Origin of the sequence: Niveibacterium sp. COAC-50 (genome assembly GCF_013184235.1) — a bacterium.
Lineage (GTDB): Bacteria > Pseudomonadota > Gammaproteobacteria > Burkholderiales > Rhodocyclaceae > Niveibacterium > Niveibacterium microcysteis.
In genome coordinates this window covers 1,645,833-1,665,758 of record NZ_JABCJM010000001.1, presented here as the reverse complement: position 1 = coordinate 1,665,758, position 19,926 = coordinate 1,645,833, and the positions used below count along the sequence as shown (strand labels likewise).

The 19,926-nt window shown below is 61.7% G+C and carries 1 protein-coding gene; it reads left to right on the top strand.

Features of this window, described 5'->3' with window-relative positions; translation table 11 throughout:
- Positions 1 to 1,403: 1,403 nt before the first annotated feature.
- A complete protein-coding gene (locus HH302_RS07360; RefSeq protein ID WP_172200523.1) occupies positions 1,404 to 19,583 on the top strand; it encodes a polymorphic toxin type 22 domain-containing protein in 18,180 nt (6,059 codons plus the stop codon).
- Positions 19,584 to 19,926: the final 343 nt, after the last annotated feature.

Genomic DNA, 19,926 nt, shown 5'->3' with positions numbered 1-19,926 from the left:
GCATTGTTGCAGAAATCCGCAGGGATCCCAAAGGTCAGAGGAATCCAAGCGGAATCTGGGTGCAGGTCGCACATGCTGCAAACACTGAGGTTGGCTTACCGACGGTTGGCGCGTGCCGTGTACCAGTTTGTGGGCGGCGCTCCAGTTTCCCATTCCGGCCGATGTCCCATTCGCTGACGCGGATGCCGCCGAAAACCGGCCCGAAAGCTGGACGGTTTCGTTGGCCGAATCGTTGACCGCTCTTCGACGATTCCCCCCATGGGGTGCGGACAGGAGCCACGGCGATTGCGCCTATAGGCCATGAAGCGGCGATGCTGAACACGCGCCCGTCAGTCGTATGCGGCCAATCTGGCGCGACGCCGCATGCTGAGCGTCTGCGGCGCGGGGGATCGCAATACCCACAGGAGTCCGTGTAATTCTTCACGCCCCAGCCCTAAACAATTTTTCGTTTCTCCTGAACTACTGAGAGAGGGCGTCGCTGGGTGCCGCCCGAATCGGACTCGGAGTGCGGAATGGTCGGAATTGTTGCAGGAGCAGGGCTGGGGTTGTCGAACACGTCGCGCGAGCAAATTGGCGCGGGTGGGGAACTTGGGGACGCGGCAGTCGGGCGCGCGCGCGAGCTAGTGCGCGTCAATGCGGCCAACGGCAACCTGGTGCTCACCGACACGGACGATCTGCTTGCTGGCGTGGGCCTGCAGGCGGGGCTGCTGCGCACCTACAACAGCCTGGGCGCCCTCGACGGCGACAACAACGACGGCTGGCGGATCGGTTTCTTCCGCACGGTGGCGGGCCTTACCGGCACGGCGAACGCTGCGGGCAGCACCGTCGTGCGCACCGACGCCGATGGCGCCCAGACGACCTACTCCTGGGATGCGGCCACGGCCAGCTACCGCGGGCGAGCGGGCGGCGGCGCGTGGGACACGCTGAGCTTCAATACCACGACGCGCGTATGGACCTGGCAGGACGGCGCAACCGACCTGCGCGAGAGCTACAGCGAGACAAGCTCAGGCAGCGGCGCGTGGCGCCTGACTGAGGTGGGCGACCCCGACGGCAATCGCCAGAAGGTCTTCTACAACGCCGACGGCACCCTTGCCCGCATCGAGACCTGGAGCGCCACACAGGCGGCCGCGCGCGACATCGTCTACCTCGATTGGGGCGCAGGCAAGCAGCTCGCGGCGGTGCGCACCACGTGGTCGGACGGCGCGTCCATGCATACGCGTGTGACAACTCGCTACGGCTATGACGCGCAGGGGCGGCTTTCGACCGTTACGACCGACCTATCTCCCGACGACGCTAGTATCGCCGATGGCAAGGTCTACACAGTTACCTACGGCTACGACGGCACCAGCACGCGGGTGCGCACGGTGCTGCAGAGCGATGGCGCAGCGCTGACCATCGGCTACGTGCAGGTCGGCGCCGACTGGCGTGTCGGCACGCTGACCGACGAAGCCGGTCGCGTGACTCAGTTCGCCTACGATACGACTGCTCGGACCACCACGATCACCGATGCTGCCGGCCAGACGACTATGCTCGCCTGCGACACGGCCGGACGCCTGACTTCAGTGGTCGGCGCGATGCTCGACGGGGAGACCCAGCGCTACGCGTATGACGCGCAGGGCAACCTCTCGACTGCGACCAACCCGCGCGGCGAGGTGACGACCTACGCGTGGGCCGACGGACGGATGACCCGCAGCACGGATGCGGCCGGGCGGGTGATCCAGCAGAGCTGGGACGTCGCCGGCAACCTCGCGTCGCGTACGGTCTACAGCGTCGCAGACCCCGACGGGGCTTCCGGCGCAGGCCAGCCAGGCGGTGCCGCGACAACGCGTTTCATCTACGACTCGGTGCGGCACTTGCGCTTCTCGGTCAGCGAACAAGGTCGTGTCACCGAGTACCGCTACAACGCGCAGGGGCAGCGCATCAGTGCGCACGCCTACACGGCGGACTGTTTTTCAGGCACCGCTACGCTGTCTGCGCTGGCGAGTTGGGTCGCTGGACTCGCCGACAAGTCGAAGGTTCAGCGTACCGATTATGCCTACGATGCGCTGCGCGGCCAGCTCGACACGGTCACCGCGTGGGCGGCAGCGGACTCCAGCGGCGCGGGGTTGGCCGACGGCAAGCAGACGGTTACGCGCTACGTTTACGACCCCTCGGGGCGCCTGTTGCAGACGCTGGACGCCGGAGGCCAGGGGCTCGTTCGCACATATGACGGGCTCGGGCGTGTATTGACTGAGCGCGACGCGCTGGGCAACCTCACCACCACAAGCTACGACGACGCGGGTCGCCGCACGACGGTGGTGACGGCGGATCGCACGGCACGCGTGTCGACCTTCGATGCGCAGGGGCATCTGCTCACGTCGGTTCTGGGCATCGCTGCGAGCAACGCGCCGGGGGCCGCCGTAACGGCGGTCGCCACGACCACCTATACCTACGATTCTCTCGGCCGGCTCTCCCGCGTGCAGGATCCGAGCGGACTGTCGACGTACTACCTGTACGACGCCGCGGGACGCGAACTGGCCCGTGTCGATCCGGCCGGCGCCCTGGTGGAAACCGTCCGCGACGCGGCAGGCTTCGCGGTGCAGGAAGTGCGTTATGCGCAGGCCCTGGACGCGGCCAAGTTGGCTCTGCTTAGAGATGCCGACGGTGCGCCGCGGTACCCGGCAGTGGGCAGCATTCGCCCTGGCAACGACGCAGCCGACCGCGTCACGACTTGGTGGCGCGATGCTGGTGGCATGTTGATCGGCGAGCAGGACGCTGACGGCCGCGTCACCGAAACGCAGTACGACGGAGCGGGGCGCGCAGTCGGCACGGTACGTTACGCGACCACCAAGACCGTGACGCGCGCTGCGAGCACCGCGCTGCCAAGTTTCGCCAGTCTGAACATGACTGCCCAGGCGGACGACCGCCGCACGCGCACGCTGTATTCGGCTGACGGCCTCGTCGAGGGCTTGCTCGATGCCGAGGGCTATCTCACCGAGAACGAGTACGACGCGGCCGGACGACTGGTGGCGCAGACGCGGCACTTCACGCCGACGCCCATCGCGGCGCGCACCAGCGGCACACTCGCCGTATTGAGTCCCGCCAAGCACAAGGACGACGAGCGCACGCTCACGCTCTACGATGGTTTGGGGCGCGTGGTGGGCGCGGTCGATGCGGCCGGCTTCTTCACCGAAACCGTCTATGACGCCGACGGCCGTGTTCAGGCAAAGCAGCGCTACAACAAGTCGGTCGTGAGCACGGTCAGCGAGTCGGGTGGGGTCGTGAGCTACCTCGCAGCGAGTACCCTCACGCTCGCCGCATTGCGCTCGACGGGTGTCGAAGTACAGACACACCGCTACACGTACACCGAACGCGGCGAACTCGAAACCGAGACTGCGCCCGACGGAACCGTCACGCGCTACACGTACAACGTCGCCGGGCAACTCCTGCGCCGCGACGTCGCCGACAACGATGCCGCAGCGAGGCGCAGCAGTGTGAGCGAATTCGACGGCGTGGGCCGCGAGATTCGGGACATTGACGCGATCGGCCAGTACCTGCTTGAATCAGACGACGCGCTCGCGCGCCAGAAGCGTCAGGACCTTGGCTACCCCGCAGCGCTCGCCTCGTTGACCGCCACGCAGCGCGACGCGATCGCCAACCTGCATGCGCTGCGTCATGCCTACGATGCGGCCGGCCGGCGCATCAGCACCACCGATGGGCGCGGCAACAAAACACGGTTCTACTACGACGCAGCCGGGCGGCTCGTCTACACGATCAACGCGCTCGGCGAAGTCGCGCGCAACAGCTATGACGCGCTCGGCCAGGTGCGCGGCACGCGCACATATTCGGCGCGGATCGCGTCCGCAACGCTCGCCACGCTCAACGGCGGGCTTGCGACGGCAAGCCTGGACACCACCGTGGCTGCGCTGGAGAACGACTCCCTCGACCGGCGCGATACCCTCGAATACTTCGCTTCAGGTTTGCTGAAGAAGCGCACCGATGCGCTCGGCAACGCCTCCAACTGGACCTACAACGCCTTTGGGCAAGTCGCATCCTCGGTCGTAGTGCTTGAGGCGACACGGACGCTGACAACCGTGACCGGATATGACCGCCGAGGACTCGTTACGACTGTCACACGGGATTCGGCGGCGATCAATGCGATGACGGTCACCGCGTATGACGCTTTCGGCCGAGCCGTTGCGACGACAGATCCGCGTGGTAAAACCACGACGACCGGGTACGACAAGCTCGGCCGTACCGTAGTCGTTACCGATCCGGCAAATGCCGCTCGCACAAGCACTTACGATGCGTTTGATCGAGTTCTTACTCAGACTGATGCGTCAGGCAATGTTGACACTTACATTCACGACACTGCCAACCGGCGGCTGACGCACAAGACTGGTCTTGGCATTACGACGGTGACCGAGTTCAACCGCTTTGGACAAAGCGTGCGCGTCACTGACGGGAATGGCAAAGCGACCGTATACGAATACGACAAAAAGGGTCAGTTGCTCAGCGTTAGCGACCCGCTCGGCAACAAGACCTCCAACACCTACGACGTGTTGGGCAACATTGCGGAAGCATCTGATCGCAACGGCACGGTGACTCGGTACACCTACGACGCTGCAAATCGCCAGATCGCGCGCCAAGTTGACCCGAACGGCCTCAACCTGACCACCCGATATAGCTACGATGGTCAGGGCCGCAGCCTCACCGTAACCGACCCAATGGGCGCGGTTACGCGCAACGAATACAACAAGGCTGGTCAGCTGACTGCCGTCGTGCGTGACGCCAATGGCATGACGCTACGCACCGAATACACCTACGACGCAGACGGCAAAACGCTTTCGGTCGTTGAAGGAGCTGGTACCGCTGGCGCCCGGCAGACCCAGTACGTTTACGACACGCTTGGGCGACGCACGCAAGAGGTGGTTGACCCGACCGGTTTGGCCTTGCGGACGCGCTATGAGTATGACAAGGCGGGGAATGTCGTTCTCAAGACCGATGCAGCCGGGGCAAAGACGTACTTCTATTACGACGATGCAGGCCGCTTGATTGCTCAGCTAGACCCCGTTGGGACGCTGACCCAATCGACTTATGATGCGGACGGCCGCGTGCTGTCACGCTCTATTTCATCCCAAAGCTGGTCGGCTCCCGCCAAAGCCGGAGACGCATTGGTGCCGCATACTGGCGAGTTGTATGCGTCGCTTGCGAATTGGTACTGCGAAAGCAATCTTGATGCGACCCAGGGCCTGAAGGGGATAGACGAACATCCCGACTGGACGCTTCGTGGCGACCACAGTCTGTACCTGCGCCAACAGAACGCCGATGTCGCGGGCAGGATGTCTTGGCGTTCCAACCAATGGGTTACGGTTACTCCAGGCCGGAGTTATGAAGCCAGTGCGTTGATCGCGTCACGTCGCGCGAATACGGCGCTGCAAATACTTTGGATCGATGCGAACGGTGGGGTGCTTCGCATCGATTCCGCCACTGCAGGCGACAGCAACAATCGTACAAATGGCAAGGAGATTGACCAGTACGACTTGGTAAGAGTCAGCGGAACCGCGCCAGCCGGGGCGACACGCGCTCAAGTCGTGGTCGAGAAATCGGGCACTTTGCCCGGCTATGCGAACAGTGTTGCGTTCTTCAGCAAGGTATCCCTTTACGACAAGGCAGACCAAGTTAGCCGTACCGCCTACGACAGCGATGGTCGGGCGGTCTACTCGGTCGATGCATCGGGTGAAGTTACAGCACGCGTCTTCGACGGCAATGGCAACGTTACCCAAGTTACGCGCTATGCGAATGCCGTAACGTCCCCATGGACAACAGCTTCAGACCTGGCTGCACTGCTTGTTCCGGATGCGGCTGATCGCACTAGCTACACCGTGTATGACGCAGCCAATCGGCCGGCCTACGACATTGATCCGCTGGGCTATGTCACGCGGCGTGACTACGACGCTGGTGGCAACGTCATCGGAACAACGCGCTACGCCACCCCGGTGTCCGCCGCTGAACGCACGGTTGTTGAACGCTTCAGCCAAACACCCACCAACTTCGCGCTCAACGTCAACGGTGGTTCAACCACTGGCGTCACCCTCGATTCCGGCCGCCTCAAGCTCCAAGCGGGCCCAAACAGCACAGCCGGGTTCCCTGGTCTATGGGAAAACAACGGCCACGCGCTCGATAGCGCACACATGGTCAGCTATCGCACCGAAGTCACGCTGACCGGCGCCTCGGGCAGATTTCTGGACCTCGCCGTATTCAACCAGGGCGCTAACTGGGGTGGTGCTGGCTGGAGTGGCGCCTATGTAGAGTTCCGCCCCGACGGACTTTACGGCTCGCAACGCGTCGATGGGGTCTATAGCCGCCAGCGCCTAGCGGATCTCGTTGACGGAGCCACCTATGTCGTCGAACAAGAGGTCCGTGCGGGTTCCGCCACGTTCTACGTTTACGCAAAGGGACAAAGTCGCGCTGCGGGTTACAGCTATACGTGTAACTCAGCGCTGTGGACTTCTGCCCGATTTTACTCTGCCACCAGCAACGGCCCAGGCGTGGCCGACAACACGACCTACCTTGACAACCTTGCTGTCACTGAAAGTCATCAGGCATTGCGTGATGCGCGCACGACGAGCAACTTGTCCGCGCTGCAGGCGCTCGTGTCACCCTGTGCTGCGGATCAATCAACCAACTCTGCCTATGACGCCGCCGGGCGTCTCGTAGCGAACGTCGATGCTGAGGGCTACGTCACCGACTATGCATATGACGCCCTGGGGCGCGTAACAAGCAAGACTCGTCGTGCGAATCCGCTGCCAATCGGTGGCCAGCGCACGCTGCAGGATTTCAACACCAATACCACTGGCTACACCTTGCGTGGCAATAGTGGTCCAGACGCGAACGTCGCAGTGGTTGGGGGGCGCGTGCAGCTGCAAGCGGGCCCGTACACCCAAACTGGGTGGCCGATCATCGAAGACAACACCGTCTATGCGGTGAATGCCAAGCAAGCAGTCAGCTACCGACGCGAACTGACCCTTACTGGTACAGCGGGGCGAGCGATTAATGTCGCGGTACAGAACAATGGTCCTTGGGGTGCGTCGGGTTGGGTGCAAACCCTAGTCAGCTTTGGCTCCGATGGAAAGGTGGTGCTTCAAAACACCGAGGCCGGGACCTCGTCCTTCACTCAACTGGGCGCGGTGAAGGACAACACCACCTATGTCATTGAGCAGGAAATCCGTAATGGCGTAGCAACGACCTACGTCTACGAAAAGGGGACAGAACGCAGCAGCGGGTATAGCGGCACCTTCACGAACGCGCTCTGGACCGCTGCGAAGGCCTACGCGAACACCTCTGTGGGCCCTGGCGCGACAACCAACAACAGCTACATCGATAACTGGACGACGACCTACGGCGATCCAGCGCAACGGGCGTACCTTAGCGCCAGCAGCCTGAACGATCTGCGCGCCTTGGCCAGTGTCCAAGGGCGGGATGCCACAACGCGGTTTGGCTACGACGCGGCCGGGCGCCTAACCGGACAAATCGACGCCGAAGGTTACTTCACCGAATACACCTACAACGCCACCGGCGACCGCATCGGCGAACGCCGTTACGCCAACAAGGTGGGGGCGGGCAACGCTGCGCAGGCGCCGAAGACGGGCAGCAACCTCGGGCTGGCGGCGAACTTGTTGCAAAACCCCGAGTTTGCGAACGTTGATACCAGCGGTGTCCCGACCGGCTGGACGAGCAGTTCATCAGTGACAGCCAGCAGCACCGGCACGATCAACCGGGGAGCCAATCTGAGCCCCGACTGGAAAGTAGCCGATGCCCCTTACGGAGAGCAGACCGTCTACATTCAACAGGTCGGTGTTTCGGGGTACTCCGACCCCTATACCGACACGTCGCAGGTCGTATCCGTTCAAGCAGGCCGCAAATACGCCTTTTCTGCGTACGTTGCAGCACACCGCACATCCGTCGTCGCTTATGTAGCCTGGATTGATGCCGCCGGAAATTGGCTGAAGGTCTCCGGTTTCGACGCGACCGCTACGGCGACGGACCAATACGGTGGTTCTGCCCTTTCCGGGTACAAACGGGTTTCGGTAACCGAAACGGCACCGGTTGGCGCTGTGCGCGCTCAGGTCACGCTGCGCAAACTGAACACCCAAGCCGGGCAGAGCGATTCGTACCTGTTTGCCACCCGAGCCCAGTTCGAAGAGATCGCACTTGACGCGACAGGCCCTTCTGAATGGAAGCCACGTGTCGCCCAGAGCACTGCGGATGAAATCAAAAGCGCGGCCTACGACGCCGCTGGTCGGAAGATTGCAGACGTCGATGCCGCAGGGTATCTGACAGAGTACAAGTTCGACCAGCTTGGGCGGGTTACAAGCAGCACGCGCTATACCAATCCGCTACCGATTGGCGATCAGCGCACGCTGCAGGATTTCAACGCCAACACTGCCGGCTTCAGTCTGAGCGGAAACAGTGGGCCGGATGCGAACGCCGCGTGGATAGGGGGGCGAGTCCAATTGCAGGCGGGCCCCTATACCCAAGTGGGATGGCCACTCATCGACAATCCACAGGTCTATGCCGTTGACGCCAATCATGCAGTGGCATACCGACGGGAAGTTACCCTGACCGGAAGCGCTGGTAGGTCTCTATGTGTAGCGGTCCACAACAATGGGCCGTGGGGCGCCGCAGGTTGGGTACTGACTGCAGTGAACTTCGGTTCCGACGGCAAGGTCAACCTTCAGAAAACTGAAGCCGGGAACTCGACTGTCACGACATTGGGCGCGGTGAAGGACAACACCACCTATGTCATTGAGCAGGAAATCCGTAATGGCGTAGCAACGACCTACGTCTACGAAAAGGGGACAGAACGCAGCAGCGGGTATAGCGGCACCTTCACGAACGCGCTCTGGACCGCTGCGAAGGCCTACGCGAACACCTCTGTGGGCCCTGGCGCGACAACCAACAACAGCTACATCGATAACTGGACGACGACCTACGGCGATCCAGCGCAACGGGCGTACCTTAGCGCCAGCAGCCTGAACGATCTGCGCGCCTTGGCCAGTGTCCAAGGGCGGGATGCCACAACGCGGTTTGGCTACGACGCGGCCGGGCGCCTAACCGGACAAATCGACGCCGAAGGTTACTTCACCGAATACACCTACAACGCCACCGGCGACCGCATCGGCGAACGCCGTTACGCCAACAAGGTGGGGGCGGGCAACGCTGCGCAGGCGCCGAAGACGGGCAGCAACCTCGGGCTGGCGGCGAACTTGTTGCAAAACCCCGAGTTTGCGAACGTTGATACCAGCGGTGTCCCGACCGGCTGGACGAGCAGTTCATCAGTGACAGCCAGCAGCACCGGCACGATCAACCGGGGAGCCAATCTGAGCCCCGACTGGAAAGTAGCCGATGCCCCTTACGGAGAGCAGACCGTCTACATTCAACAGGTCGGTGTTTCGGGGTACTCCGACCCCTATACCGACACGTCGCAGGTCGTATCCGTTCAAGCAGGCCGCAAATACGCCTTTTCTGCGTACGTTGCAGCACACCGCACATCCGTCGTCGCTTATGTAGCCTGGATTGATGCCGCCGGAAATTGGCTGAAGGTCTCCGGTTTCGACGCGACCGCTACGGCGACGGACCAATACGGTGGTTCTGCCCTTTCCGGGTACAAACGGGTTTCGGTAACCGAAACGGCACCGGTTGGCGCTGTGCGCGCTCAGGTCACGCTGCGCAAACTGAACACCCAAGCCGGGCAGAGCGATTCGTACCTGTTTGCCACCCGAGCCCAGTTCGAAGAGATCGCACTTGACGCGACAGGCCCCAGCGAATGGAAGCCACGTGTTACGCAGAGTGCAAACGACAACGTTGGCTATAGCTACTACGACAAACTTGGGCGCGTCATTCAGAAGGTCGACGCGGCGCGCAAGCTTACGGTCTTTAGCTACGATGCCTTCGGAAACCTTACCCAAACAACCCAATACGATAATCCGGTGCAAGGCACGCTAGGTAGCGCGCCTGTTGCTGTACTCGCTGCGGGTTCAGCCGCTCCTGCGAGTGGCGCCTACCTAATTGAGGTGGCCGCCAACAAGGCGGCCAATAGCACCGCCTACGACAAACTCGACAGGGTTGTCGGTGACACCGATGCGGGTAACCAGAGTGAATCCTTCGTTCTGGATGCTTTCGGCAATAAACGAGTTGTCACCAACAAGCTAGGCGGCACCGCCTACTTTAGCTATGACCGCCTTGGTCATATGGTTTCGGAGACGCTGCCCACTAGTGCTCAAGCGGTGATGACCGAGCGCTTTGATTCACTGAGCAACTGGTCCGTATGGAACACCGGTGCAAGTTCGGCAACTGCGTCGGCCGTCGGCGGTGATAACAAGCTGCTTCTGGCTCAAACAAGTGTGACAACTGCCGGAACGGCCGGTGTAGCGACAAAGAGTGCGTGGGCTGTCCCAGCTCGGCTCTATGGCGAGATCACGCCGCCGGTCGATGCGAGCGGCGTGTACAACGCCTTGTTCGGTGCGCGTTCCATGCCGGGCGGCGTGGAAAACCGTCGCCATATGGCTTTCTTCACCGGCAACTCAATTGCGGTGAGCTGGATGGAAGGCCCTTCGACCTACCGCGCAGCCACGATCGGGACGTTCAAACCAGGCACGACATATGTCGTTGAGGTTGAGGTCGACAAGTCGGGCTCGACGCTCTACGTATATGAGAAGGGGCTGAGCCGCGCCGAGGGCGTCGTTGACCGACGCGATTACGCAGATTGGGCAAGCGTCACTGCGAGTGCCTACACCATCAGCAACCCTGGCAATCCGACTTACATAACGGCCGTCGACAACGTGACGTTGAGCGGACTGGTGCGCAACCGTTATGTCTACGATGCCAACGGCAACCGCGTTCAGTCCATCGAGGCGGAAGGGCTGGCGGAACAGCGCGTAACACGTAACGAGTTTGACAGGCTTGGCCGGCAAATCACCAAGACTGGCGAAACTATCACCGTTGTCACGGGTACTGGTAGCACACAGTCTATAGCGCCGACCCAATCGACGAAGTACGACGCATTCGGCAATGTGATCGAGAGCATCAATGCCAACGGCGCGCGCACGTTGAGTTACTACGATACGGCCAACCGCAGGACAGCGCAGGTAACGGAAGTCACCTCGTCGACCGGAAGTCTTCAAACGTGGGCCTACGACGCCGCCGGCAATGCAATTATTACCCGCACATATGGTGATTTGGTGGCGATGCCGGCTACTGCGGGTGGGGCTGCGCCCGTCCCGGCCAACGCAAGCAACGTCCGCGAAACCCGCTTTGCGTTCGACGGACTGGGTCGCCAGATCAGCCAGACCGTGAAGTCGGTGTTGTTGGGCGAGCTAAACCAAACCAACGGCGTCTACGGTGTCTACGTTGGCGACGTTGTTGCCCGGAAGTACTACGACGCAGCAGGCAACGTCACACAAGAGATTGATGCGCGTGGCAATTCCACCTACCACTTCTACGATGCCGCTGGCCGCAAGATCCTCAGCGTTGACGCAGAAAATTACGTCACGGCATGGACATACGCACCGAACAGCGTTACGGAAACGCGCTACGCCAACCCGCTAAGCCTTAGCGTCTCGCGGGACTCAAACCCGGCCACGTTGGTTCCCACCGCGAATGCGGCCGACGACCGAACGACGGTTTCGATTCTCGACAAGCTCGGGCGCGTTGTTGAAACGCGCGTGCTGAACGTGGCTTACGGGCAGCTCACAGCCGGAACCAGGGACTACGCGCAGCAAACCGGCGCCGCAGTTACCTATACAAGCTATGACGCGCTCGGCAACATCACCGCGCGAACCGATGCCGACGGCACCGTGGCTTCGTACGTGTACGACAAGTTGGGCCGCAAGGTGCTCGAAACCGTCGGGAGCTACGTTGGAACGGGCAGCGCTACGGTTACCAAACGCACATCCACGGATTACAACGGCATCGGTTTGGTCGCACGCGAAACGCAACTCGATCGCGACGACCTTACCGCCGCAGGCGATCGCGTTACGGCATACAGCTATAACAAGGCGGGGCAACTAGCCCAGATTGCGCGCCCGTTGTCCGCAACGAAGTACTACTACGACGCAGCGGGCAACCTTACTTGGCAAGAGAGCCAGGTCAAGGACGCTGACGGCGTCTATCGCGTCCAAGCGTTGTCGATTCAGTACGATCGCGCGGGGCGTGAAGTCTGGCGCCGCACGCAGTCACATCCTTCGAGCGATCCGGCGGGTAGCCCGGTCTGGGTGTACGGTGAAGCAAACGAAGTGCGCTACAACGCCTTCGGCGAGATCACCGGTAAACGCATCGGCCAAGGTGGGTTGGATGCTGACTGGCAGGAAACCAGCGAGTACGACGTACTTGGCCGTGTAAGCAAGAGCAACTCCGGTGACGGCGTCACTCGCCTGTACGTCTACGACGCAAACGGCAATGCCACGCTGAGCATCGCATCTACCGGTGCCGACATCTCCAGCCTAAGCGTCAGCGACGGTTACAACGCAGCAGACACGGCAAAGACGATCAGCGTTTATGACAAACGCAACCTCGCGATCAAGACCATTCAGCCGACGTTCACCGCGGTTGAAGCCGCGGCGGCCATTAGTAACGCAGCGAGCGCGGTCAATGGTGGCGCCTACTACGTCGGTGGCACGGTTGGTGTTGTCCGGTCAAATACGCTGCCCGTTGTGTCGGCTACGCCGCCGGCCGGCCATGTCCACGCAACCAGCATCGCTGCAGGCACGGTCGTTAGCAGCACTTTCAACGGTAAGCTCGTCGGCGTCGTCAAGTCTGTCACCGCCGGTTCGTTAGCAACCGCCTCCGGCGACTACAGCCTCTACGTCAACAACATCTCCGTCAATTTGCCGAACCTCGGTTGGTACGGTGACGGCAACTATCAGGTTGTGTATACCGACGCAGCCGGAAGTGCTGAAGTCAACGTCATCGCCAGTGCAAACAACGCCTCGATCGCGCTGGCGAGAAACGTCTCCGGCAGTTACACCATCAACGTTTACAAGTGGGTGGATGGCTCTGCGCGTGCGCTCGTAGCAACCGGCAGCGGCACGCATTCCGGGTTTGGCAGCTTCTCGGTACTTGGGGCCGCGCCGCCGCCCGATAAAGCAACTTCCGTTGTCTGCAATCTGAACGCCAGCACAATCAGGCAGTTCCAGATCGCCGGTCAGCCCGCCGACACAACTTCCGTCTCGGTCGCCGTCACCAATGCTGGTGGTGCCGTCTCGAACTACACCGCAACGCAAATGGTCCAGGGTGGCCATGCCGTGCCAGGTTGGTTCGTTCTGGATTATTCCGGCTGGGCGGCCGGCGATTACACCTATACCTACGTTGCCAAGAATGGTGCCGGGGCTACGGTGAACACCGCGTCGGGCATGATGAGCGTCGCAAGCGGCACAGCGTCAATTACCCACGGCGCCGCCACCGTCGCCGGATCGATTTCAGGCTCGACGAGCAGTAAGCCCTCCGCTGCCACCGCTGCCACTGGTGCGACCTCGGTTGCCGGGCAGTCGGCCGGCAACACGCTCAGTGGCAGCGTATCGGGTAGGACGCAAACATACACGTGGACCGACCAGGTGGCGACTTCGCATCCGTCGTACACCTACGTTCGGTTTGTCGCTGATTCAATGACCTTCAACCTTCCGCCCGGCGTTGCCAACCTGGCGGATGGCACTGACGTCTATAACGACTTCCGCCTTGTTATTGACGGCGTTCGTGACGACGGTACTACCTTCCAGACGGTGGGCTACGGCAACGCGCCAAGCAGTACGATCAGCGTTGCGCTTGGCCAGCCACTTACGCGCTACACCGCCTCGCTCTACCTAAACATCAAGGGCGTCGAACGGCGTGTGGCAGTGGGCTCCGGAACGTTCTCGACGATCGGTACAACCCGGCCGACATCTTTTGGAACGCCGACCTCATCTACTGCAAGTACCGCGGCGGCAACGCTCACAACCGATGCGATCAATCAGGTCTACCTGATCAAGGGGCTCGAGACTGGCGTCTCCGGCGTCAACTTCGCATATCGCGTGGCGGGCTCTAATAGTGAGTTCACCGTCGCATCGTTGAGCCAGTACGTCCATAGCAATGGATCGCAAAGCGTTGCCGCACCCTACTACGCTTTCGAACCAGCCTCGCTTGGTCTGTCGAATGGGGTGACGTACGAATTCCAGTACTTCGCCATGAAGCCGTCTGGCTACGGGCAGTCGGTCATATGCTCGCATCAAGGCGGAACACTGTTCAATAGCGCCAGCGGCGGCAACTTCTCGATTGATGGCACTCAGTCCAAGCTCGGCGGCGACGGATACACCTTGTTCCGCGCCGGCAACCAGCTAAGCTTCATTGACCAAGGTCGTGGCAACGCCAGCTCCATCAGCACCACCACCGCAACCCTTCGGCTGCGCGCTAAGGGGGCATCGAACTGGTTCGACGCAGATCCCACCGGAACCCGCCTCGTGCAGCAGGGTGGTGTCCCGGGTTGGTTCAATTACTACTGGGGCGGTTACTCTGGCGAGTACGATTTCGACTTCACCGCCAAGGACGCAGCCGGCAACATCACTAACCGCGTGGCAGGCCACGTTGTGCTTGGCGGCGCGCCGCAAGTAACCAGCTACGCCCCGTTCGCCAGCCAACCCTCAACGGTCTCCTTCCGCAATCAGCCAGTAACGGCGACGACGCTTACTGTCGCCTACGAAGCTGTTAACCCCAACGACGGCAAAACACTGTTCACCGGCTATACCGGCAGCATTTCCGCGAGCAAATCGGGCGCCGAAGCCAATACCTTTGTTTGGGATGCCTCCGGCCTGGTGCCCGATAGCCTCAGCACCTATCTCTACAAGTACACCATCACCGCACGTGATGCTGGCGGGTTGGTCGTAAACCAGGCTTCGGGGCAGATCTATCTTGGCGCGAATGCCAACGTCCCTGGCGATCCCGTCTCCACACGCTCGCCCACCAAAGTTGAGTTTACGCCACCCGACACCGGCGCGGCCTCCATGCAGTTGTACTACCGCGTCAAGCCCAGCGACGATAGCGCCGCGACGGCGGTGGATGCCGATCTTGGCACCAGCGCTACGCGCCCGTTCACCCAGGTGTCCGGCCTTACGCTCAGCGGTGGCAAGGTCGTCTGGGATGCATCAGCCATTCGCCCCAGTTCGGGCTCGCAAACCTTCGAGTACTTCTACGACCTCTTCGATGCAGCCGGCAATCGCATCACCCGGCGTACCGGCACCTTCAATCTCGGAGATGGCACCCCACAAGGTGTCAGCGAAGTGCGCTGGACGCTCAACACCACCTCCAGCAACATCACCATCGCGCGTCGGGTGGAATACAACGCATTCGGGCAGATCAAGGCCGAATACGATGGCCGCGACTACGGCAACACCCTCAAGTACAACACCCTCGGTCTTTTGATCGAAAAGCGCGATCCGCAAGTCACCGTCACGGCTGAAAACGGTGCGCAGTCGCTTGCATCGCCAACCACCGGCTACCTCTATAGCCTTGGTGGCAAACTGCTCAAGAAGACAGACGCCAATGGCAACGCCACCACCTACGGCTACTACGCCGGCGTCGATACCGAAGGGCAGTCCCTGCAGGCGTGGCAACGCGACGCCGACGGTTACTCGAAAGATTATCAATACGACGAATTCGGCCAGCAACGCAGTCTGCAAGACGAAGCACGCGCATTCACGTACTACGACTACAACGCAGCCGGGCAACTCACACGCCTCACGCGGCCGCAACGGGCAGCCGGCTCGCTCAGCGCGCTCGCCGCAGCACCGACCGAGACATTTGAATACGACGAGCTGGGCCACCAGGTGGCCCACACCAACGCCGTGGGTGCGCGCAACCGTACGTACTTCGACGATGCCGGGCGCGTCAGCAAGACCATCGACGCCGACAACACCATCACGACAACCACCTACGGCTACAGCAAAGACATCACGGGCGTTAGCAATAAACGCGTCGGTGGCTACCAGAAAGTCGTAACCACTGGTGCTGGCACCGCGGATGCCAAAACCACTTACGACAACGTCGACTACTTTGGCCACGCCTCATGGCGCCGCGATCAAGGCGGGCACGACTACGCCATGTCGTACAACGGCGCCGGCTGGCTCACCAAGCAAACTAGCACTGCCGGCCAGAACATCGACTACACCTACTACACCAACGGCTATATCGCCACGATCCGCGATAACACCTTGCGTGTAGAAACCCGCTACGACTACGACAAAGACGGCAACCGCACTTACGAAGGCCGCCAGAGCATTGTCGCCGCCGGTAACGCGCCCGACGTATTCCAGACCTCCCAGATCGAATACGACGGCTTGCGGCGCATCGTCCGCGTCAAAGATCCGCGAGCGGACATCCAGTACGAATACGATGCCGCGGGCAACGTGCGCCACATCCGGTCGGAATACAACACCGGCAACGGCACCGAAACCAAGGTGCAGGACAACTGGTACACCTACGACCGCCTCAACCGTTTCACCATCACCCAGGGCACCCTCGTGGGCGCTCGCGGCGCGGCGGGCACCGTCATTACCCAAGGCGCCAGCGGTATCCGAATCGGCTACAACGCACTCAGCCAGCGCGTATCGGCGCAATACGGTGCAGGGGCGGGTGAGAGCTTTACCGGCTACTCCACCGACGCGCACACCGAAACCTATACCTACACAACCGACGGCTACCTTGAAACCGTCAAGATCAACGACAAGCTCGTCAACACCCGCAAGGCGGATGCCGCGGGGCGTGTACTCGAAAACGTCCGCTACGCGGCCGACGGCATCACCAAGGCCGACGTGCTAACGACCACCTACAGCACGGGCGGCGCCGGAAACCGGGTGGCCAAAACGGTCGACGTGCAGAGCGGCACTACCACCACGACGGACTACGGCTACCTCGCCGACGGCACGCTCAAGCAGACCACCCAAACCGGCAGCGGCGCCACCATTACCACCAGCTACACCTACGAATACTGGGATGCCGCAAAACAGAAGACCATCACCGTATCCGGCGTTGCCCCCAACACCCAGGGCTGGGCGCCGGGCACATCCACTTTCAGCTACGACATCAACGGGCACGCCAGCGGCGCAACCATTGCAGACAAATGGGGCAACCGCACCTTCAAATACGTAACCGACGCCCAGGGCCTCATTCTCCGGCGCGACGAGCAGGTCAACAGCCAGCTCGCCCGCTGGCGCATGTACTTCTACTTCAATGGCGCACGCATGGGCGACGTCTCGAACGACGGCCCCTCGCGCGAAGACTACGCCCAGGCCGTCGCCAAACTCTCCAACACCAGCCAGGAGCAGGACTACCGCAACTTCAAACCCATTTACGCGGCCGACTTCGATCAGAACTACGAGCCCATCAGCGCCAGCTACCCCGGCAGCGCCAGCAGCAGCTACACCACCCAACAGGGTGACACCCTGCAAGGCATCGCCCAAGCCCTGTGGGGCGACGGCAGCATGTGGTACCTCATTGCAGATGCCAACGGCCTCAATGGCGACGAAAAGCTCGTCGCCGGCCAGGTCCTGAGCATCCCCAACAAGGTCACCAACATCCACCACAACGCCGATACACGCCGGGTGTACAACCCAGGCGAGGCAATGGGCAAGGTCGATCCCACCTTGCCAGCGATGCCGCCGCCACCGAAGCAAGACAGCGGGTGCGGTGGAATTGGGATGATCCTCATCATCGTTGTTGCCGTCGTCGCGACAATCTTTACGGCTGGGGCTGCGCTGGCGGTTCTGGCGCCGGCCGCGTCTGCTGCCGCAGGCGGAATCATGGCAGGCGGCATGGCCGCGCTTTCTGGTTCCGCTGGTCTGGCCGGCATGGCAGCCGCCGCGGTAGGTGGGGCGGTTGGTTCGATCGCGTCGCAGGGCGTAGGCATGGCGATCGGAATGCAAGAGAAGTTCTCTTGGAAGTCCGTCGGGCTCTCTGCGTTGGGTAGTGCGGTCACCGCGGGCGTCGGCGCCGCCGCAAGTGCGATGGGGGGTGCCGGCACGGCCTTGAACGCGGCCTCAAAGGTGGGCGAATTCAGTTGGAGCGCCGTAGGCGCCCAGGCGTTGCGCGGAGCTGCGTCGAGTGCGATTACACAGGGTCTGCAAGGCAAGTTTAGTTGGCGGAGCGTCGCAGCGTCCGCTGCGGGGTCTGCAGCCGGAGCAAGCGTTGGTGGAGCCCTGCAGGGAAGCAGTTTTGCGGACACGCTTGGCGCTGCTGGTACGAAGATGCTTCAAGGTATGGGAGGCACCGTAATTAGCCAACTGGTCGGTAGCGGCAGGGTGGATTCGCGCAGCCTGTTTACAAGCACGCTTGGTAACGCAATGGCCGATGTGGCGACTGACCAGCTATCGTCGGTTGGGTATTCGCCTGAAGAAGCTCAGCAGGATCTGGATCGCGAGAGCCGTCGGTTTAATCCGAACGAGGCCCAAACAGCGCAGCCGATTGATGCTGGTGACGTCCCTGCGCCGACGAAGAGCAGCCTACCCAGCAACATTGCCCCCTTCGCCGAGGGCTGGACGCCCACCGCGACGAACCAGGAAGCGCTGGGTGTGGCCGGGATGTACGAAGGCGCGCGGCGCATCACCGTGCAGGAGGGCGACACGGTCACCGGGTTGGCGCAGAAGTACTACGGCGACAGTCGCCAGATGGCCGCCATCACGGGCTACAACAGTCTGGATTCGACCAACCTTCAGGTTGGGCAGGAGCTTTGGGTTCCGCCAGCTACACAGTTCGACGGCGCCGCATCTGCGCGAGTTGGCGGGCAGATGATTGCGGCTGAGTCGGCCTCCCGCGCGGCTCAACACGCGCTATCGGATGCGCCCACGGGAGCCGGCGCGTCGGCTCCGACAAACTCTCACTACGTGTCTGCAGCCGATTACACGACGCGGGCCGATACGCTGGAGTCGCAAGCCAAGACGCTCGGCAATGCTGCCGCCTGGGCGTACGGTAAAGGCGATATCTCCACCGGCGACACCTATCGCCAGATGGGCCAGGATGCCGCGCAAGGTGCGCGCGACGCGCGTCGGGAAGCGATGGTGCTCAGCCGCAACCCGAACGATGCGGACGTCTATCTTGGAAAGCACACCTTCTATCCGGGATTCGGGACGGGAGAGGACCGCATTGGGATGCAACATGCTCCGCTTGCTGACTACGTTGTTTACAGTACTGGAGCACTGTCGGGATCTGGTGCTGTGGCTTTGAACCTGCATAACGACGAGGCCTTCTTAAGCGGCGGAGTGACATTCGCAGATCCTCGCGGTGCTGCAAATAGTTGGCGCCCGGGTTCGGCAATTGCATTTGGCTGGGTCTTTGGTGCGACTGTTCCTAAGGACACAAGTGATTACCTTGGGGGGGATGGGAACTCCGCATACATTTCTATTCCCACTCCTTGGGCTAAGAATCTGTACGCAGCGATTGGTCACTCCTACGGTGGCGCGACCGCGGTAGAGCTCGGAATTGCGACAAAAGGGGAGCTTACAGGCGGTATTTCTCCATGGAGCCACGCGACACAGCTTGATTGGCGAGGCGCAATGGACAAGATGATGTCTGGAAAGAAATAGGGAGGCGGAGGTAATTCATGGTTGCGCCATCAGGCCCAAGCAAGGAAGTTTGGGAACGAATGAATCGCGGGGAGAAGGTTGCATATGTGGCAATGGTGTCTGTCGGAGCAGTTCTGCTAGCGGCGGCTGTATTGCTAAAAGTCTTGGGGTATGTCTAGCAGGCCGTTGGCGTGAGGACCGCGGGGTCATATGGCGCTGGGGTCAAGCCTTACATTTGACGTGCTGTTGCTGCCGCCCGGTTGAGTGATCGCCTGCGCGCCGCGGCATGCCCTCGCGCCGGCTTCGGCCGCGCGACCACGGCTGTCGATGGGTCAACCGCTGTCCCTGCGCGAGCCTACGGCGC